Source organism: Citrobacter sp. wls827, assembly GCF_005280875.1.
GTDB classification, from domain to species: Bacteria; Pseudomonadota; Gammaproteobacteria; order Enterobacterales; family Enterobacteriaceae; genus Citrobacter; species Citrobacter youngae.
In genome coordinates, this window is sequence record NZ_SZWR01000037.1 from 100,960 (window position 1) to 121,623 (window position 20,664).

Annotated in this window: 16 protein-coding genes; 4 read left to right on the forward strand and 12 right to left on the reverse strand. The window is 52.6% G+C overall.

Going from position 1 to position 20,664, the window contains the following annotated elements:
• Positions 1 to 4: 4 nt before the first annotated feature.
• Positions 5 to 289, reverse strand: coding sequence for a hypothetical protein (locus tag FDX03_RS22530; protein WP_048213449.1), 285 nt, complete (start codon positions 287 to 289; stop codon positions 5 to 7).
• A 417-nt stretch (positions 290 to 706) separates the two neighbouring features.
• Between FDX03_RS22530 and xapA the strand changes: the two genes are divergently transcribed.
• Genes xapA through FDX03_RS22545 form a run of 3 tightly spaced genes read left to right on the forward strand, consistent with a single transcriptional unit; the run spans position 707 to position 3,757 of the window.
• Entirely contained in the window at positions 707 to 1,540 is an 834-nt protein-coding gene (gene xapA / locus FDX03_RS22535; RefSeq protein ID WP_048213450.1) for a xanthosine phosphorylase, read from the forward strand.
• A gap of 50 nt (positions 1,541 to 1,590) precedes the next feature.
• Entirely contained in the window at positions 1,591 to 2,796 is a 1,206-nt protein-coding gene (gene tsgA / locus FDX03_RS22540; RefSeq protein ID WP_061068701.1) for an MFS transporter TsgA, read from the forward strand.
• Positions 2,797 to 2,854: 58 nt separating this feature from the next.
• Complete coding sequence (locus tag FDX03_RS22545; protein ID WP_137346605.1) at positions 2,855 to 3,757, forward strand: LysR family transcriptional regulator; 903 nt, start codon at positions 2,855 to 2,857, stop codon at positions 3,755 to 3,757.
• A 40-nt stretch (positions 3,758 to 3,797) separates the two neighbouring features.
• On the opposite strand, the gene aaeB is transcribed toward FDX03_RS22545, so the two are convergent.
• From aaeB to aaeX, 3 genes are read right to left on the reverse strand one after another with little or no spacing between them, the layout of a single operon-like run.
• Positions 3,798 to 5,768: a p-hydroxybenzoic acid efflux pump subunit AaeB gene (gene aaeB, locus FDX03_RS22550; RefSeq protein WP_137346606.1), complete on the reverse strand. Its 1,971-nt coding sequence runs from the start codon at positions 5,766 to 5,768 to the stop codon at positions 3,798 to 3,800.
• Positions 5,769 to 5,773: 5 nt separating this feature from the next.
• Positions 5,774 to 6,706 carry a p-hydroxybenzoic acid efflux pump subunit AaeA gene (aaeA, locus tag FDX03_RS22555; protein ID WP_003025174.1) on the reverse strand — a complete coding sequence of 311 codons (933 nt, stop codon included), beginning with the start codon at positions 6,704 to 6,706 and terminating at the stop codon, positions 5,774 to 5,776.
• 7 nt (positions 6,707 to 6,713) lie between these two features.
• Positions 6,714 to 6,917 (reverse strand): p-hydroxybenzoic acid efflux pump operon protein AaeX, encoded by a 204-nt coding sequence (gene aaeX / locus FDX03_RS22560; protein WP_003025177.1) that lies wholly within the window; start codon positions 6,915 to 6,917, stop codon positions 6,714 to 6,716.
• A 184-nt stretch (positions 6,918 to 7,101) separates the two neighbouring features.
• Here aaeX and aaeR point away from each other — a divergent pair, with 184 nt between their 5' ends.
• A complete protein-coding gene (aaeR, locus tag FDX03_RS22565) occupies positions 7,102 to 8,031 on the forward strand; it encodes an HTH-type transcriptional activator AaeR (protein ID WP_038634351.1) in 930 nt (309 codons plus the stop codon).
• 86 nt (positions 8,032 to 8,117) lie between these two features.
• Here the strand turns inward: aaeR and tldD are convergent, their stop codons facing one another.
• The 8 genes from tldD to csrD form a co-directional block, all read right to left on the reverse strand.
• Positions 8,118 to 9,563, reverse strand: a complete 1,446-nt coding sequence (tldD, locus tag FDX03_RS22570) for a metalloprotease TldD (RefSeq protein WP_003025183.1) — start codon at positions 9,561 to 9,563, stop codon at positions 8,118 to 8,120.
• Between the two features lie 162 nt (positions 9,564 to 9,725).
• Entirely contained in the window at positions 9,726 to 13,526 is a 3,801-nt protein-coding gene (yhdP, locus tag FDX03_RS22575; RefSeq protein WP_115642776.1) for an AsmA2 domain-containing protein YhdP, read from the reverse strand.
• 111 nt (positions 13,527 to 13,637) lie between these two features.
• Positions 13,638 to 15,107, reverse strand: a complete 1,470-nt coding sequence (gene rng, locus FDX03_RS22580) for a ribonuclease G (RefSeq protein WP_003828822.1) — start codon at positions 15,105 to 15,107, stop codon at positions 13,638 to 13,640.
• Positions 15,097 to 15,690, reverse strand: coding sequence for a nucleoside triphosphate pyrophosphatase (locus tag FDX03_RS22585; protein ID WP_061068704.1), 594 nt, complete (start codon positions 15,688 to 15,690; stop codon positions 15,097 to 15,099). The genes rng and FDX03_RS22585 overlap by 11 nt, the downstream gene beginning before the upstream one ends.
• A gap of 8 nt (positions 15,691 to 15,698) precedes the next feature.
• Entirely contained in the window at positions 15,699 to 16,187 is a 489-nt protein-coding gene (gene mreD / locus FDX03_RS22590; RefSeq protein WP_040234168.1) for a rod shape-determining protein MreD, read from the reverse strand.
• Positions 16,188 to 17,210 (reverse strand): rod shape-determining protein MreC, encoded by a 1,023-nt coding sequence (gene mreC / locus FDX03_RS22595; RefSeq protein WP_040234170.1) that lies wholly within the window; start codon positions 17,208 to 17,210, stop codon positions 16,188 to 16,190. It abuts the gene before it with no gap.
• 63 nt (positions 17,211 to 17,273) lie between these two features.
• Positions 17,274 to 18,317 carry a rod shape-determining protein MreB gene (gene mreB / locus FDX03_RS22600; protein ID WP_137346607.1) on the reverse strand — a complete coding sequence of 348 codons (1,044 nt, stop codon included), beginning with the start codon at positions 18,315 to 18,317 and terminating at the stop codon, positions 17,274 to 17,276.
• Positions 18,318 to 18,623: 306 nt separating this feature from the next.
• Complete coding sequence (gene csrD, locus FDX03_RS22605) at positions 18,624 to 20,564, reverse strand: RNase E specificity factor CsrD (RefSeq protein WP_048213458.1); 1,941 nt, start codon at positions 20,562 to 20,564, stop codon at positions 18,624 to 18,626.
• Between the last annotated feature and the right edge of the window lie 100 nt (positions 20,565 to 20,664).

Consider the following 20,664-nt stretch of genomic DNA (forward strand, 5'->3'; position numbering starts at 1 on the left):
TTTTTTATACCTGTTTTGAGTGACGAACGTTAAAGCGTAACTGTCCTTCGAGCTCTTCTTCTGCTTCATCGAACAGTAAAATCAGCGCGCCATATCGCCTGCGTAACTTATCCGGTAAATGAACAAATTCGATTTCCAGAGGTAAAGGCAAGATTTCCCCAACCACAACCTCCCACAAAGAATCTAAATCAACCACCTTTTCCCGGGCCAGACCGAATGTACGTGCAAACTCACGGTAGAAATCACTCTGATTTTCAATCTCGTCAAAATCAAACGTATAGATATTCATCTATAGCCACCATCCCGACGCCAGTTACTCCACAGACCACCGATATGCAGGGTCTTCCTCAACCTGTTTCCCCTATCCCGCCAGCAAAATTTTATGTTCCTGCGGTCCAGGCATCGTTTATCACCCCAGCTAAATACTCGTCTTAAGTATAGCCCTGCCTCAGTGTGCGTAATACGTCAGGAATGAACTGTTCATCGTTTAGACAAAGAGAGATACATCACATTTTTGTGCAATCCTATGACCGCGTTTCGGAAACAGTATGAAACAGGTTGGCCATAACTTTCTGAAAAATAATAGATCCGATATTTATCTGATTTTTTCAATATAAAAATCATATCAATAACCGCATTTATCATATTGGATTTGTAATTGAAGCCTCCACAAAATGCCTGCAACTGAATAGTCTCTGGAGTCGATATGTCCATGTCTGTTGTCAACGATACCCCGTATGAAGCGGCTGAAATTCTGCGTTCTGCAAAACCCAATTTTCATCCACGTATCGCTCTGATACTTGGGTCAGGTCTGGGGGCTCTTGCCGATCGCATGGAAAATAAAACCACGCTTTCATATCAACAATTACCTGGGTTTCCGGTCAGCACTGTAATCGGCCATGCCGGGGAAGTGGTGATGGGAACGCTTTATGGTATCGACCTCATCTGCATGAAGGGACGTGGGCATTTTTATGAAGGGCTGGGAATGGGCATCATGACCCATGCCGTACGTACCTTTAAACTGTTGGGCTGCGAATTTTTATTCTGTACCAACGCCGCGGGTTCGCTGAACGTAGATATTCCTGCAGGTAGTCTGGTCGCCCTCAACGATCACATCAACACCATGCCATCTACCCCACTTGTCGGGCCGAACGATGAACGCTTTGGTCCTCGCTTCTTTAGCCTCGCTAACGCATACGATCGCGAACTGCGCCAGCAGCTTCACGGTGCCGCAGAGCAGTTGGGTATCACGCTTCATGAAGGGGTTTTTGTCTCTTATCCTGGACCTAATTTTGAGACGGCTGCGGAGATTCGCATGATGCAGCGTATGGGCGGCGATGTCGTCGGTATGTCGGTGGTACCGGAAGTGATAGCTGCACGCCACTGTGGCCTGAAAGTACTGGCCGTTTCAGCCATCACAAATATGGCTGAAGGTCTCAGTGATGTTGAGCTTTCCCATGAACAAACGCTGAAATGCGCTGCCATGGTAACCGAAGATTTTATTCGTTTGATCAGCCAGTTCCTCAAGCAGTACGCCTGATCGTGGTTCCGTAGACGGACAGGTCGCCCTGCTCCGTCTGGAGAAAAGTTATGCCAGACAATCAGTTTTCTCGCGCAAATCTCAATGCCGTTTCGTACCTGAGCTATTACTTTGTTGGCGCACTGGTGTCGACACTGGGGATTGTGCTTGGGCCACTTTGTGCCGCTTTTCATAAAGACCCCAGCTTTATCGGGCAGGTCTTTACTCTGATGAACATCGGAATGTTTGTGCCTATTATGCTTGGCGGCATTCTGATGAAAAAATGGGGGCTGAAAAAACCATTAGTTATTGCTGCAACGCTCACCGTGATTATCAGCGTAGTACTTTTTATCCAACCAACCTTAACGCTGTTTAGCGTTGCAGTGGCCGGAATTGGTGCCTGCGGGGGCGTGTTTATGACCATCGGCAGTTATCTGGTGGTCCGTATTAATCCCGATGAAAAGAGCCGCTCTTCCAGCCTGATTTTTACCGATTTCTTTTTCAGCTTTGCCGGAGCAACCCTTTCCTTACTGTTAGCCTGGATGTTTAAACTGGGTGCCAGTTGGATTGCGATGTATGGGATTATGGGCGGTCTGGGCGCGTTGATGTTGGCACTTACCCTGCGTTGTCGCTTCCCATCGACAGAGGCTGCGCAGCCGCAGCAACACGAGAAAACGGAAGAGTCAGAACCCTGGGGGATCTCTGTCTATTTGATCTGTTTTACTCTCTTTGCTTTCCTGCTGGCTGAACCCATTTTTACCATGTGGACACCGGGCTACCTGCAATCGCGTTTTACACTTCAGGCGCAGGATGCCGCGCTATTCACTACTGTGTATTGGGTGACGAAAGCCATTGGCCTGTTCCTGAATCAGTTCACCGTGAAATGGATGAAACTGCGCACTTTCCTGCTGATCTGCGCAAGCATTGGTCTGGTCTCTATTGCGCTAATTGCCAACAGCAACAATACCACGCTGATTCTGATAGCGTGCGGCGTGTTTGGTTTCTTTAACTCCGGTTTATTCTCCGGCCTGATGAGCTATGGTTCACTGCAGGTGAGTCGCAGTTCACCAACCTTGATCTCCGCCTTGTTGACGTGCGGCACAGTGGGCACGCTACTGTTTGCCAGCGTCTCCTCCATGGTAAACAGCCACTTTGGTCTGCAGGGGGCGGTGAATACGTCAACTGTCGCCTATTGTGTGTTACTGCTGACGCTGGTTATCGCTGTCACCTGCAGCCAGGCCGAGCGTCTCGCCCGCCCGCCATCCGCTGCGGTTTGACAAGCTTTGGGGAGGACGGCATGATGCCGTTTCTCTCCCTCTCTTACGCGTAACCAGCATGATTGATCTCCAGGCCAATAGCCGAATTCGTCTTCGAACATTGCGTTATTTTCAGGTTCTCGCTGACGAGCTGCACTTTGGCCGGGCCGCGGCCCGGTTAAACATCTCTCAACCGCCGTTGAGTATGCAGATTAAAGAACTGGAAGAGATCCTTGAAACGACGCTATTTGAACGTACCAGCCGTAAAGTGGTTCTCACGCGAGCCGGGCAGGTATTGAAAACGGAAGTCGATCGTATCCTGAGTACCACCGATCAATCCCTCAATTATGTGCGACAGATTGGCCGTAGCGAACATCAGCATTTCAACATTGGGATAGTCGGTAGCGCATTGTGGGGAACGCTGCTGACACGTCTAAAGGACTTTAAGAAGCAACAGCCGTACGTAAACTGGAGTTTGCAGGAGCTTTCCCAACATCAGCAAATTGAAGCCTTGCATGCCCGGACGATTGATATTGCGATTAGCCGGAACGTACTGCCCCAATCCGAGACGAATATTCGTAGCCAATTGATTTCCCGCGAAGCGGTTGCTCTCGCCGTACCTGAACACGATCTTCTCTGCCAACACCAAAGCGTCTCACTGGCGATGCTCGCTGAACGCCCCATCATTTCGCTTTCATTCAATCAAAGCAATTTCGCCCGTCAGGTACATGACCGCTGTGTTGAGGTAGGATTTTATCCTCTGATTACCCACCAGGTTAACGAACCGCAAACAGCGCTGGCGCTGGTTAGCGCAGGAATTGGTCTCTCTTTGCTGCCAGAAACCTGCGGATTGATCCACTGGCCAGGCGTTCGTTTCTTACCGTTGAATGACCCTATTCCAGCCGATCTTTATGCCTACTGGTACGACGAACAGCTCTCCACATTAATGAACGCGTTTATCATGACATTACAGGGGCGGTAAAACTGAAACCGGAAGAGATATCCTCTTCCGGTTAGATGAGTTATGAATTGCTGGTCAGCGCATGCTGGTATTTGTGCAACATTCCCGTGAGTCGTTTCACTGGCTCCGTCACCTGAGGCGGGGCTTCCCAAAGCGTTAATTTTTCCTGGTAGATATCAAGCTCCTCCAGCAACTGACCAAAGTAGCGTCGGCGTTTGTCATCATTGACTGCAGAAATAACTTGATCGGCGGTACGGCGAAGCTGGCGATGAAACGCCGATAAATCGTCGTTTACCGGTACAGGCGCATCACGTAAACGCTGGTGAGCAATAATCATCGTCAGTGCCAGGCGGAACTTTGCCAGATCACCGGGGAATTTGTTCATCAGTAAAAACAGCTGCTGATACAACGCCGGAAGGTGGTTTTCTTTACGGCGCACAACATTGGTGGTCATTGCGGAAACCGCTGCCGACACAAACTGGTTAAGCAACACACGACCTGTTCTGTCACGCGAGTTATCCCGCACCAACAGAATAACGATAAACGCCAATACGCAGCCAACAATCTGCCCCAGTGCACTGTCGAGGAACTGACTAAAGTGGAACGTCATCGGGTTATCAAGCACGATAATGTTAATGGTGCTCGCCAGCGCCCCCATTGAGCCCAGACGCCGCTTCTGCACCTCAATACCCAGAAAGAATCCCAGCACCGCCAGACTCAGACACAGCAACAACATGCTTTGCTGGGTATTGGGGATAATCACCAGAAAATAGAGCGCCCCCAACGGCAATGCTGCCAGCGTGCCATAGATAAAGTCGATGGCCACCATGCGGGGGTTAGGCAAACGCATGGCCAGCGAGGTGACGACTGCTATCATGACCATCGCGCCGCTACCTGATGTCCAGCCGGTCCACAACCAGAATAAGGTTCCCAGCACACAGGACAGCGTAGTACGCCAGAAGTTGACCAGCGCATGGTGATGTTCGGCGGATTCCACCTTCACCACCGGTTCGCCTTGCAGGATCTCTTCTTCAATAGCGCTAATTTTGGTATTGCTGATCACACCGCGTTTCAACAGCAGGTAGCGCGTCGCCGCGCCGGCCCAGCTATAGATCGTCACTGGCGTATCACGCTCACCGGTCCAGACAATCACGCGGCGCATCCGCTTCAATTGTTTATGTACGTCCTGCACCGTTTCAACCGGCGTATCAAACAACTCGCGGAAGGTATCTGTAATCAGTTCTGGTCGCGTATTCTGAATAAGATAGGTTTCGCAGGACTGCGTGATGAGTGTGAGCGACAGCGTATTCAATGCCTTGAGTCTACGATTGGCGCGCACCCAGCGTGAGGATTCCATGTTCAGGTTGCTGCGCATACCTTCCAGCGCCGCCGTACGACGAACTAAAGCGCCCCAGGCCTTGTCCACCTCTTCGCTATCGCCATGCTTTATACACAGTTGCATAAGCTGATATTGCGCCACCAGAAGACTGTCTAACTCGACATCTATCTCCTGTTTCACTGAACGGGGCGAAAAGAGCAGGTCGGCGATGATAGCGCAGACAATCCCCATCACAATCTCGCTGCAGCGTTCAAGCGCAAATTGTGGCGTCAGCAGAGGCTCCGCCTGAATGGTAATGACGATAATCAGAGCCGTGTAACCCGAAAGCCCCCAGGCATAGGAGTTTTCGATCTTTACCAGTGAAGAGATCCAGGTACAAAAACCGGCCCAGATACAACACACCAGGATCATCAATAGCGGGGCGCGGATCATGCTGATGATAATGATCAGTGCGGCAATACAGCCGATAAATGTCCCGACAATACGCAACATGCCGCGATAGCGGATAGCGCCTGAATAAGGTTCTCCGCCAGCGGCAAAGGCAGGGCCTGCCGCCACAATGGCTGCGGTCAGTACCGCCCAGCGAGGGGTCTCAAGCTGGAAGTGAAAGCCAACGAACAGCGCCAGTACAATCGCGCAGGCCAGTTTTACCGCAAAGCGGATATGCTGGTTGGCAATGGAGAAAATACCCATCGCGATTAACCAAACTCGCGCAGGCGGTGCGCCATTTTACGGAAGAAAGATTCCTGGCTGGCATCGCGATCCTGCTTGCCGGTAATGACGACGGTCGCCGTCGTCCCGGCAGGCCACAAGGTTCCCTGCTGCTCATCAAGACGAATTCGCACCGGCACGCGCTGCGCCAGACGCACCCATTCAAGATTGGAATCAATGGTCGCCATACCCTTTGCGTCCCGCGTGCTGCTGGCATTCGTTACGCCAGCCGCCACGCTATCAACGGTGCCTTTCAGCACATTATTACTGCCAAGCGGGGTGATTTCAGCGCGATACCCTGGGCGAACGCCTTCCAGTTTGGTCTCTTCCATATACGCCAGTACATAGAATGAGTGCTGTTTTACCAGTGCCACCGCCGTGGAGCCGCGCGTAATAAATTCACCGCTATAGACGTTCAGGTTAGTCACCCATCCGTCTGCAGGCGCACGGATAACGGTACGTTCCAGATCTAATTTTGCCAGGTCGCGGGTCGCTTGTGCTTTCGCAAGCTGGTGTAATACGGTTTGCAGGACGTTGTTTGACTGGTCGATCTCTTCGCGAGACATAGCCTGCACGCCCAGTCGGTTACGACGACCGGCCTCCTGGCGTTTTTCCTGCGCCAGAACCTGATAATAAGCGACGTCAGCTTCGGCCTGCTCAAGGGCTTTCTTATAGCGTGGCTGGTCGATGGTGAACAGGATCTGATCCTTTTTCACCAGTTGGTTATCATGGATGTTAACGTTGGTAATAAGCCCCGCAACATCCGGCGCAATCGCGACGACATCGGCGCTGAAACGCGCATCACGCGTCCACGGCGACTCGGTGTAGAACACCCATGCGCGGAAAATAGCGATGAAGGCCAGAATGACCAGTATCACGGTAATGGCCGTGCGGGAGAGTTTTCTTGTTAGTGTTTTCACTTCAACCTCAAACGAACAGGCGCGTTATTAAATAGAACAGACAGCAATACAGCGCAGTGTTAAACAGAGCCGGATGCCAGACAAAATCATAGATGCCAGTCGGAACAAGCACCCGGCGCACCAGCCAGAAAATCGCCAGTGACAAAAGTAATTCGAAAAAAATCGGTGGGAAGGACAGACCAAACACCACGATAACGGGAAACAGACTCATGTTGACCTTGGTAACGTAAGAGAGTGCAGATGATAGATTTTCTAGCGTATGTCACCGCAGAGAAGGGCAAGGATGAGCCAGGCGAGAGCGACATAGCCGTTATTTGAATAATAATATATTAACGTAACTGTTATGCTGTTATCTATATTATGTGATCTAAATCACTTTTAAGCCAGAGTGAACAATGGAACGATTAAAACGTATGTCGGTGTTCGCCAAAGTTGTCGAACTGGGCTCCTTCACCGCCGCCGCAAGACAGCTACAAATGAGCGTTTCATCGATAAGCCAGACGGTCTCAAAACTGGAAGATGAGCTACAGGTCAAGCTGCTAAACCGCAGCACGCGTAGCATTGGGCTAACTGAAGCCGGTAAAATTTATTATCAGGGCTGCCGCCGGATGCTGCACGAAGCGCAGGATGTTCACGAGCAACTGTATGCTTTTAACAACACGCCCATTGGCACGCTGCGCATTGGTTGTTCTTCAACCATGGCACAAAATGTCCTCGCCGGACTGACCGCAAAAATGCTCAAAGAGTATCCTGGGCTGACGGTAAATCTGGTGACGGGAATACCGGCACCCGACCTGATTGCCGACGGTCTGGACGTGGTTATCCGCGTGGGTGCCCTGCAGGACTCCAGCCTTTTTTCGCGTCGTCTGGGGGCTATGCCGATGGTGGTCTGCGCGGCAAAAAGTTATCTCGCCCAGTTTGGTGTCCCGGAGAAACCCGCCGATCTCAGCAATCATTCGTGGCTGGAATACAGCGTTCGTCCGGATAATGAGTTCGAATTAATTGCCCCGGAGGGGATTTCTACCCGTCTGATCCCAGAGGGACGTTTTGTGACCAACGATCCGATGACATTGGTGCGCTGGCTGGCCGCAGGCGCGGGCATTGCCTATGTACCGCTGATGTGGGTGATCAATGAGATCAATCGTGGCGAAGTGGAGATCCTGCTCCCCCGCTACCAGTCGGATCCGCGTCCGGTGTATGCGTTGTATACCGAAAAGGATAAGCTGCCGCTCAAGGTGCAGGTGGTGATTAACTATCTGACGGATTATTTTGTCGATGTGGCGCAGCTGTTTCAGGGAATGTACGGTCGAGGAAAAGAGAAATAAAAAGAGTCCAGGCCGGATAAGGCGTTGACGCCGCATCTGGCAAGATGCCCGATAGCACTGGTGCTTATCGGGCCTGAATCATGATGTTACGCGGTGCCACCTACGGTCAGGTTATCCACCTTCAGCGTCGGCTGGCCCACGCCAACCGGCAGACTCTGTCCTTCTTTACCGCAAACACCCACGCCGTTATCCAGTTTCAGGTCGTTACCCACCATCGAAATCTGCTGCATTGCTTCGATACCGGAGCCAATCAGCGTCGCGCCTTTCACCGGTTTGGTCACTTTACCGTTTTCAATCAGATACGCTTCGGAGGTAGAGAACACGAATTTACCGGAGGTGATATCCACCTGGCCACCGCCGAAATTAGGCGCATAAATACCGTATTCAACGGATTCGATGATTTCCTGCGGCGTGGATTTGCCCGGCAGCATATAGGTGTTGGTCATACGAGGCATGGGCAGATGCGCGTAAGATTCACGACGACCGTTACCCGTTGGCGCCACGCCCATCAGGCGCGCATTGAGTTTGTCCTGCATATAGCCTTTCAGAATGCCGTTTTCGATCAGCACGTTGTACTGACCCGGCGTTCCTTCGTCATCAATGGCTACTGAACCACGACGATCCGCCATCGTGCCATCATCAACGACGGTACACAATTCTGACGCCACCAGCTCACCCATGTGACCGCTGAATACCGACGTGCCACGGCGGTTAAAGTCACCTTCCAGACCATGACCGACCGCTTCATGCAGCAGAACGCCCGGCCAGCCAGCGCCGAGTACCACTGGCAGCGTACCGGCAGGCGCGGCTACCGCAGAGAGATTGACCAGCGCCATGCGTACGGCCTCTTTCGCCCATGCGTCAGCACGAACTTCGCCATCGAGGTCGCCAAGGAAATAGTCATAGCCAAAACGACCGCCGCCACCGCTGGCGCCACGCTCGCGTTTGCCATCCTCTTCAACCTGTACGCTTACGGACAAACGCACCAGAGGACGGACGTCAGCGGCCAGCGTACCGTCGGTCGCCGCCACCAGAATCAATTCATACACACCGGTCAGGCTCGCCGTCACTTCCTGCACACGCTTGTCGGCGGCACGCGCCACGCTGTCTACGCGGCGCAGAATATCCAGCTTCTCTTCGCGGCTCATGCTCTGCAGGGGATCTACTGAGGTATAAAGCGCCTGATGCTCTACCGCCCCCAGCGTTTTTACTTTGCCATCACCGCTGTCGCGCACGATAGTACGCGCGGCATGAGCACTTTGCTCCAGCGCCAGCAGGCTAATCTGGTCTGCATAGGCAAACCCGGTTTTTTCGCCGCTGATGGCGCGCACGCCAACGCCCTGATCGATATTGTAAGAACCATCTTTAATGATGCGGTCTTCTAAAACCCAGGATTCGTGATAGCTCGACTGAAAATAGAGATCGCCGTAATCAAGACGGCGTTCGGCCAGTTGGCCCAGGATGGCAAACAGATCCTGATGTTTCAGGCCATTCGCCGCTAGCAATTGTTCACTTACCAGGTTCAGACTCATCGTTTTGCTACTCATTAGTTACTGTTGTAGGCCTGATAAGACGCGCCAGCGTCGCCATCAGGCGCTTCAATGCCCGGATGGCGGCGTAAACGCCTTATCCGGCCTACGGACTGCGGTAGAAGTTCTATGTTGAGATTGGGGCAATTACTCGCCCCCGTCAAATCATTGCTGGCTTTCTTTGCGCGGCTGGCGCAGAACTTCGTTGATCTGTGGCTTATCGACCGGACCGGTAATGCGATAGCGCAGAATTGAAACTTTGCTCCACAGCGGTCCCAAAACTTTACTGGCGGCAAATACCGCCGCGCCGACAATTGGGTTGACGGCAAACGCCGCGGCCACCCCAACGGTGGCAGAAATTTCAGGTGCGACAACGGCTTCCATATCCAGTTCGCGACGCACCAGATTCACCGAACCTTTCATGGCGATGTCAGCTTCCAGGCCATCCACCAGCGTATCATCAGTGTGCATCACACCGTCTTTGATCCACGCCGTACTGCGGATAGAGTCAAAGTAAAAACCTTCGCTGAACGTATCGCTAAAATCAAAACGCAGTTTACGCAATAGCGCATCAAAGCTCAGCAGACGTAACAGTTGTCCCGCATGTCCGGTGCTAAGTTCAGTCAATTCACCTTTGCCCAAACGGGTACGCAAAATCCCATTCAGTGAAGCTTCATCCGGATCCCAGGGCGGATTACGCCAGTGCAGATCGTACTCGACGTTAAAGGAAGAGTTACGAATCGGGGTAGATACGCCAAAGAAACCCGCGGCTGAATCAATCTTGTTGCCATTCAGCTTTCCTTTCAGTGACGTACGCTCCTTGCCCGGCACATTGACCCATTCGCCATCGGCGGTCAGCCGGGCAAACCCGGTATCCAACAAACCATTGCTCAACGTTAATGTGTCACCTTTTATCGCGACATCGGCATCAATGCGCCCATACTTTTGCCCCCACATCCAGCACTCTTCGCAGCGTATCTGCGCATCCGGCCAGCCACGGAAACTGACGTTACTGATAGCAGAGAACGGCGAGGCTGGCGTTGTATTTGGCGATGACGTTGCAGCGTTCGGGTTGTAATACAGGTACTTGATATTGGCAAGCCACGGAGCATTATTGCGCATAGCCAATGTGGCGTTAATCTCACGCCCCTGTGCCCGTACGCTGGTACCATTAAGCCCAGGTTCAGACACAATGCTCAGGTTATTCCACTGCTGGCCGCCCAGGGATAAAGAAGGCGTGCGCACCGCAATACGCTGCGGGAAGTTCGCATTACTTCCGACGTTATCTGCCGCGCCTTTCTGGAACAATGCCAGCCATTGCGCACCGTCCATGGGCGGAAGATTAAGTTCGATGCCCTGCTGGTCAGGAAGCGCTGGCACGGTACGGCTTTCCGAAGTCCAGATTGCGCGGTCAAGCGTCAGTTTCTGATTCAGCAACCAGTGGCTGTTAAAGTGGTTCTTGCTTCCGGCGTTACCGGTCAGATCGAAGCTGCGCAGGTTACCATCTGCCTTAACATTAACCGGTAGCGACTCACCTGCGACTTTGTTTAACGGAGCAGGTAAGTGACTGCTTACATTTTTCAGGTCGCCTTTCAGCTCAATGTTGTAGGTCGCTCCGGCATGATATGGCAGGTCAATGCCAACCTTACCGTTCCACGCCATACTGCCGCTTAAGGCATCATTCACCTGTGCGGGGAGTATCCCCATGCGAGTTGGCTGCCAGTCACCGTTCAGATTCACAGCAACCTGGTAAGCTTTTGCACCCTCGGTAGTGGAAAAGTCGACGTTCAGCGGCTGATTAAACCAGTTCGCCGTCATCGGCTCACTCTTGAGATCGCCGTTGATAAAGCTGAATTTACCGTTCAAATTCTTCAGCGTGCTATCGAGCGGCTTGATAAACAGACTGTTATTACGCAGGTTCACGTCGCCTTTGGCCGTAACCAGCGAACCATCTAACGGGATATCAAGATGTAAGCGAGCACTCACATCACCGTCAATTTGCAGCTGTTCCAGCGTGGCACCAAGCGACTCTTTCAGCGGTGTTTCGTCGAAATAAGGCCCAACCGCTTTGCCCGGCCCGTTGATGTCGGCATCAATCAGCAGTTTTTCTTTTGCGTAGTCAGGGATATTTGCCGTCAGGTTAGTGGCTTTTACCCCCCCTAAATTGACGCTATCCGTCTTCATCCACAGGCCATCGTTAATGAAGTTCAGTTCAATATTGAGGTCAGTCAGTGCGGGCCAGTCCGGCTGGAAGGCAAATTTTGCATTACGCAGCGGCACCAGCACCTGGAACTGACCTTCGTTATGCAAATACGGGAACAGATGTGGGTTACCGCCATAAACCAGTGTTGCGTTATCCGCCTCACCGCCCTGAATTGCCCCACTGAGATAATCAACCAGCTCTTTTCCCATCAGATTTTCCGGGAAATAGCGCCAGGCCTGGGAGCCATCGTGAGTGCTAATCCCCGCCAGAATCCCCAGCCACGGTTCATCACCGGTTGGTTGCAGATAACGAAAACCGCCGCGCGCATGTACCGCTTTCGCTTTAACGTCAATATTGCGCCCGTCTAGCTGAAAGCCATTTTCATTCTTCAGCCAACTGAGCGTTGCCACGCCATCTTCTATCTCCAGCGGGGCACGAAAGACGGTTTCATACGGCATTTTTGCCTGCTTCATGGAGGCCGTTAATGCGCCATTTTCCACGCTGCCAGACAATGTACCGGAGAAATGTTCTGCCCCCGGCAGCAGCTTCCACTGTTTCCAGGCCAGATCGGTCCACGAGGACTGGAAACGGGTTTTTTCGGTCGCCTGTAACGGGATATCCAACGCCAACACATTTATCTTGCCGCTCGGTTGCGTGGCCCGCCAGATATCACCCAATGCCGGAGATAACTTAGCGGCCATCGGGCGTAGCCCCTCTAACCCGGCTAGCTCCAGGTTACTGGCGCGAATACGTAATTCGTCACTGCGCTTATTATTGGCGCCCCCCACTTCCTGCCCGGGGAACCAGGCCAGCGTTAATGCCCCACTCGGCCAGGGTTTGTCATCCATCGTGATGCGCGTATCCGGGATAGCGAACAACCAACCGGAGTGCTCACGGCTGATATGCGCAGTCAGGTTATCGACGGACAGCGTGTGGATGTTGCTCTCTCCCTTCCAGCTTGCGCCGCCCTTTTTCAACCAGACATCGCCACCAGAGATTTCGCCTTTGTTGAGCGTCATCCAGCCTTCCAGGCTAAAGCGCGCAGTTTGCAGCGCAACATTGTCCTGCATCCATTTTCCCAACCACGGCTTAACGTCGATGTCGTCAGCCTGCAGCCAGACTCGACCATTATTCAGCAGGCCGTCATCATCACGCAGATCCATACGCACCTGCATAACACCGTGCTGCCCGGTCAGGCTGGAGAGGCTGACCTGGCCTTCAGCACGATGCCGGTTTTTACCGTTCAACCAGGTTAGCTGAGGGATCGCCAGTTCCGCACGCTGGCCTGACAGGGTCAAAAAACTAACCTGGCTGTCGCGAAGATCAAAATGATCAAACTGGCGCAGGAACAGATCGCTGATGTGGCTGGTTTCAATCCCGTCGCCGCTATCGCTGCGCTGGATCGGTGTATTGGTGCGCAACTGCAGTTGCCAGAAGGTGAGATCGCGAAACTGCCAGCGCATGTGCAGCAAACTTTGCCAGACATCCAGCGCCAGCGTGACACGCTTTACCGAGAATTCGCCACCGTCTTTCAGCTGTGCATGAATATCGCGAGCTTCGAGCGTAGGGCCAAAATTTTGCCAGTTAGCAGAAAGCTGGCTGGCGGAAACGGGCATACCGGTGGCAGATTCGATCTTGCCCAGAATGGTCGGACGCCAGCTATCGAGATGCGGTAGAGCAAGGCGCAGCCCACTGACCAGCAGCGCTGCGATGACAACGAATGCGGCTCCAGTGAGCAGTAAAATCCCCGGCAATCGCCTCACGCGCCTCTCCTTGTCTGCCAAAAAATGTGACTCACACCCCTTGAGTGAATATTGCCGGATAGCGGCGTTTGTGCCTTATCCGGCCTACATGCGCGGGTGCCACTACACGATTTACATCATTACCACGTCAAACTGCTCCTGGTTATAGAGCGGTTCGACTTGTACTTTGACCTGTTTGCCGACAAAGATTTCCACTTCCGCCAGCGCATGCGACTCTTCCCCTTTCAGGGTTTCAGCCACTGCCGGAGACGCATACACCAGGAAACGATCGGAGTCGTAAGCATGGTGCACGCGGACGATTTCACGCATGATTTCATAACATACGGTTTCGACCGTTTTCACCGTGCCACGTCCGTGGCAGGTTGGGCACTCGTTACACAGCACATGCTCCACGCTTTCACGCGTGCGCTTACGTGTCATCTCTACCAGACCCAGCTGTGAAAAACCGTTAATGCTGGTTTTTACGCGATCCTTGCTCAGCGCCTGCTCCAGAGAGTGCAGCACCCGGCGGCGGTGATCTTCATTATTCATGTCGATAAAATCGATAATGATTATGCCGCCCAGATTACGCAGACGCAGCTGACGTGCGATGGCCTGCGTTGCTTCAATATTAGTATTAAAGATAGTGTCGTCGAGATTACGATGCCCAACAAATGCGCCGGTGTTGATGTCGACGGTAGTCATCGCTTCGGTTTGGTCGATGATCAGATAGCCGCCGGATTTCAGCTCAACCTTGCGCTCCAGCGCGCGTTGGATTTCATTCTCAACGTCGAAGAGATCGAAAATCGGTTGGCGTCCGCTGTAATGTTCCAGTTTGCTGGTCATCTCCGGGATGTATTCCGCCGTAAATTCCAGCAACGCTTCATAAGTCAGACGGGAATCAACGCGAATTCGGTCTAACTGAGCATCAGCAAAATCACGCAGAACGCGCTGTGCCAGTGCCAATTCACCATACATCTGGTAGCGCGTTTGTGGCCGCTTCTTACGCTCCATGACCTTCGTCCAGACACGCTTCAGGTAGGCAGCATCCGAAGCCAGATCCTCTTCACAAACGCCTTCAGCCGCCGTACGAATGATGAATCCGCCCTGTTCGTCGCAGTAATCCGCCACCACCTTTTTCAGGCGTTCGCGTTCGGTTTCGCTCTCGATTCGCTGAGAAACCCCCACGTGCGACGCCCCCGGCATAAAGACGAGATAACGGGAAGGTAGCGTGATGTCCGTTGTCAGGCGTGCGCCCTTCGTGCCCAGAGGATCTTTCACCACCTGTACCATCAGGTCTTGCCCCTGACGCACAAGTTCGGAGATATCGCGTACAGTGAACTGTTTTTGTTCTTCACCCGCTACGCATTCGGTATGCGGCATGATGTCTGATGCGTGGAGAAATGCGGCTTTATCCAGCCCAATATCTACAAAAGCCGCCTGCATACCCGGAAGTACACGACTTACACGACCTTTGTAGATATTGCCTACGATTCCGCGTCGCGCCTCACGTTCAATATGAATTTCCTGCAGAATACCGCCATCAATGTACGCCACCCGCGTTTCCGATGGCGTTACGTTTACCAACAATTCAGCCGTCATGTTTATCCCTTTTCTCACGCAGTGCGTTAAAATTGCTCAGCAACTCATACGTTTCTACCAGCGGTAAGCCGACTACGGCGTGATAGCTGCCATTGATCTTCCTGACAAAACAGCCACCCAACCCTTGAATACCGTATGCACCTGCTTTATCCATAGGCTCACCGCTGGCAACATAACCGGCGATGTCCTCATCTGTTAGTGTTCTGAATGTCACTTCCGTCACCACCAGACAGTCCAGGTTGTGCTGGCGATCGGCTAATGCGACAGCCGTCATGACCTGATGCGTTTTGCCTGACAGCTTGTGCAGCATCGCTGCTGCATGGTCGGCATCATGCGGTTTTTCCAGCACTTCGCCATTAAGGATAACAATGGTATCCGCCCCCAGCACAGGTAAATCGCGCACAGCCATTGCTACGCCTGCCTGCGCTTTTTCACGCGCCAGACGAACAACATACTGCTGGGCGCTTTCCTGCGGGTGCCGCTGTTCTTCAATTCCAGGAACCAGCCGTTCAAACGTAACACCAAGCTGAGCGAGCAACTCCTGACGACGTGGAGAACCTGAAGCAAGATACAGAGTATTCATATCAACCTTTATTGCACCGCAAACTGCTGGCGGACTTTACGCATCAGTAAGAATAGCCATGGCCAAAGCACACCATTTACTACACTACTCCAGAACACTTCAGGTCTGAAAGAGACGTTGATCACTAAAAACTCGGCCCAGAAAACAATAATATCCACGACCAGTGACAACAACATAACTACCAGCGCCTGCTGCCAGAGCGCGAGGTTACGGAAGAGCTGAAATTTCAGTGCGACCAGATAAGCAATGATACTCATCGACAATGCCCGCACACCAAGCGTAGAGCCGCTAATGAGATCCAGTATGGCACCCACGATAAATCCTGTGCCCACATTTACGCGATGCGGCAGCGCCAGGATCCAGTACAGCAGAATGAGCAGCACCCAGTTCGGCCGGAAAACGAGGATCTCGTCCGGCCAGGGCATGACTTGCAGCAGAAATGCAATTAGGAACGAGAGCCAAATGACCCAACGTCCCTGGTGACGGATGCTTGCCACTTACTGCCCTCCCGGCTTACGCGGAGCAGGTTGTGACGGCGTGGTTGTTGCAGGAACCGGCGTTACACCTGTCGCCGGAGCAGGAACTGGCGCAGGAGGCCCCATGGCATCCGGTGCCGGCAGGACTTGCGGCATCATTTGCATCAGACGTTCATTAGCTACACGGTGCACTTCTTCTGGCGTCATCGGGTTAGCACCATTACGATCGGCTCCCCACAGCAGCAGCAGATAGCGCAGACGCTGTAAACCCGCCGTCGGGCGCGCCTGAATCACGGTGTATGCGCGCTGGGTATCCAGCTTCACAGAGGAAACGACACCGACTGGATAGCCTTCAGGGAAACGCCCACCCAGACCGGAGGTAACCAGCACATCGCCAACGCGAATGTCAGTATTAGCCGGCAGGTGTTCAAGCTGAAGATCGTCCGTGCAGCCGTTACCGGCAGCGATCACGCGAATATCGTTACGCAATACCTGGATTGGCAGTGCATGCGTCGCGTCACAAATCAGCAGTACGCGGCTGGTCAGTTTGGCCACCGCAACAACCTGGCCCACTACGCCTTTATCGCTGATGACTGGCTGACCTTCATAAACGCCGTTAACACTCCCTTTGTCGATCACCACCTGATCGCTGTAAGGATCGTTAACCGTTGAGATGACCTGCGTCACCATTTTTTGTTCGTCCTGGCGCAGCGGCGATCCCAGCAGCTCACGCAAACGCGCGTTCTCCTGTTTATATTGCCCCAGCATCAGCAGTTCACTGTTTTTCAGCAGCAGTTCCTGACGCAACGCCCGGTTTTCAAGTTCGAGTTGGTCACGAGAAGCCAGCGTTTGCGACACGCCGTCGAGTAATTCACGGGGACCATTAGAGATAAAGTAGAAAGGACTGACGGCGGTATCCATGTACGTTCGGATTTGACTAAACGTACCCAGGCGGCTGTCGGCAATAATAACGCCGAGCGCCACCAGCACCGCCAGAATAAGGCGAATCTGTAGCGACGGGCCACGGCTAAAAATTGGCTTCATAGTCTATGCGTATTCTCGCATCAGAGCGGAAGAGCAACCCAGGGCTACCCTTCCTGCATCCGATTACTCTTCGCTGAACAAGTCGCCGCCGTGCATATCGATCATTTCCAGTGCTTTACCGCCACCGCGAGCCACACAGGTCAGCGGATCTTCGGCAACAACAACTGGAATACCGGTCTCTTCCATTAACAGACGGTCAAGGTTACGCAGCAGCGCACCGCCGCCGGTCAGGAGCATACCGCGTTCTGAGATGTCAGACGCCAGTTCTGGCGGACACTGTTCCAGTGCAACCATCACCGCGCTTACGATACCGGTCAGGGGTTCCTGCAGCGCTTCAAGGATCTCGTTAGAGTTCAGGGTAAAGCCACGTGGAACACCTTCTGCCAGGTTACGACCGCGAACTTCGATCTCGCGTACTTCGTCGCCAGGATAAGCAGAACCGATTTCGTGCTTAATACGTTCTGCGGTAGCTTCACCGATCAGAGAGCCGTAGTTACGGCGAACATAATTAATGATGGCTTCGTCGAAGCGGTCACCACCAATACGCACGGAGGAGGAGTAAACTACGCCGTTCAGAGAGATAACGGCGACTTCTGTGGTACCACCACCGATATCGACAACCATTGAGCCGGTTGCTTCAGAAACTGGCAGGCCCGCACCGATCGCTGCCGCCATCGGCTCTTCGATCAGGAACACTTCACGTGCACCTGCACCCTGAGCGGATTCACGGATGGCACGGCGTTCAACCTGAGTTGCTCCAACCGGTACACACACCAGTACGCGCGGGCTTGGGCGCATGAAGCTATTGCTGTGCACTTGTTTAATAAAGTGCTGGAGCATTTTTTCAGTCACGAAGAAGTCAGCGATAACGCCATCTTTCATTGGGCGAATTGCAGCAATATTGCCCGGCGTACGACCCAGCATCTGCTTCGCATCATGACCTACTGCAGCCACGCTTTTCGGCGAACCGGCACGATCCTGACGAATGGCCACAACGGAAGGCTCATTCAATACGATGCCTTGTCCTTTTACATAAATAAGGGTATTCGCGGTACCCAGGTCAATGGACAGGTCATTGGAAAACATGCCACGAAATTTTTTCAACATACTAAGGGATAATCCTGAAAGCTGGGGCGGAAAACAAAATCCGCTTACTTTACCAACCACACGCAGCAGCGACAAGGCGCAAAAATCATCTGCTACGGTGAAAATTAGTGCAGTTCGTTTCCTTTGTTACAAAACCGGCCTGAGTCCATCAGGGCTGAAAAACTCAGCAGCAGTCCTCGCTTTTGTTTGCAACCTGTCAAAGGTCATTCACCTGCATGTTTGCTGTTACAACCTGGCGAGCAGACAAGCACACCCCCAGAAGGCACAGCGCGCGTTATTCTACGTGAAAACAAATTAAACGGCAGGTTAAACCGAGTATCTTTGCGAATATTTTTTCACGTTTGTGTCAAGTGGCTGTGATGCGGCAAAAAAATCACCCTGCCCACCCGCGACTCCACGTTCTGTCAGGGTATGCCACTCGCTGCGCGAACGAACGCCCGTGGCATAAACCTGCGTTGGCGTTCCGGTACACGTCTCTACCAGGCTTTGAACCAGCAGCTGATTTTCCGTTCGCTTATCAATGTTTCTCACCAGACTGGGATGAAGCTTCAACAATTCGACATTCAGCTCTTTGATCCAACTGGTACTCACCAACGTTAAACCGGCCTGCGTAACGGCAATACGTACGCCAAGCGCATCCATCAATCGGATAACCGGTTGTAACCGGCTGATGTGTTGACAAACATCCGCCTCAGCAAGTTCAATAATTATGCGTTTACGTAGCGATTTTTCGCACTGCATCAGAGTATCTCGCAACCAACGCTGAAAACGTGGGCGAATGAGCGATTCAACCGTCGTCTGCATCGCCAGGCTTTCCTGCGGCCAGTACCCCAACAACAGGATCAAACGGCTGATTTGCAGACGGTCATACTCTTCCGCCAGACCAAATTGCAGCACCATCGGCATATATTCCGCCGAAATAACCTCTTCGCTGCCATCGAAAATACGGCACATCAGCTCGCGATGGTGCACCCGCCCTTCACGCGTTACGGCAGGTTTTTGATAAATTCGCGGTCCGCCCCGACTGAGCATCTGTTCAATCAGCGTTCGCCAGCGCACATTGCCCCGGCCTTTTTCCGGCAGAGAGTCGTCATACACCGACCAACTGTTCCCGCCTTGTAATACTGAATTCCGGGTGGCGGCTTCAGCGTGATCCATAACTTGTTCAGTCGACTGACCGCTGCGACAGACACAAATGCCAATATGAACCATATCGGCACGATCGATCATTTTGTTAGCCGGAAGTGCATCCACCGCCTTTAAGAGTTGCCCCGCGATACTTTCCGCTTCTTTTAACGTGCGGTGTGGCAGCAGGATGGCAAAATCGCTTCGGTGGTAACGCGCTAACAGTGCGCCCGGATAGCGCATCATAAAAGTAGACAACAAATTGATAAGCGTTGAAATTTGTTCTTCCGCCTGGGTAATGCCCCAGCTCTCGCGTAGCAGCGTAAAGTCCGGCAAACGAACCATCATCACCACACCATGCGAGCCGACTTTTTCCTGATCTTCCAGCAGCGTCGCCAGTTGGTTATCAAAAAACAAGCGGTTGCTCAGCCCCGTTTTTGTATCCTGCGCGACATAGGAGCGAATTAGCGTATCCAGCCTGCTGCGCTGCTCACGAGCATTTTGAATTTCGGTCAGTAGCATGTCGAGCGCACTACTGGTACGCGCTGGCCACTCATAGACCGTTCCCCGCACGTTTGGCCCGCGTTCACCGTTGAGGATCCGCGTTGAACGAATCTCCAGTAATTCCTGTCCGGAAAGTTGACGTTGAAGCCAGCGCACCGACAAAAACAGCATCAGGATAATAAAGCCTATCGATAGCGTGAGCGGTGCCGTAGTCATCAACGAATGGAAATAGTTGCCCATCGGATCCTGGTAAACCATACGCAGCGACATCCCCGGATGCTTGACCAATGGCACGGTGAGATTGCGATAAAGGTTATTCGTCCCCGCCGGGCGGTAGCTACTGGTTCGGGAATGGCTATAAACAACGCGGTCATCCTGAAGCAATTCAATACGGACGATATCAACCGAAATCATCAGTTCATCAATTTGCGGCGTTAAGGACACGACATCCCTGGTGACCAGATGGGTATCGATCGCCGTCGCGACGGCATGGACGCGGGTGGTGAACTTATATTGAATAGCGTTATAGAAACTCAGCGAGCAACCTATCAGCGTCACGAAAATCGTTAACCCGGTAAGCAGCGTGACAAAGGCTGAAAATTTCGTCGTTAATCGCATCCTTGTGTTAACTCCGACAGTGATGAATCAGGTGTGAAAGTGAAAAAGCGACACGAAAATGCAAAACTGAACGCGAAATCCGTCAATTTACACAAATAAT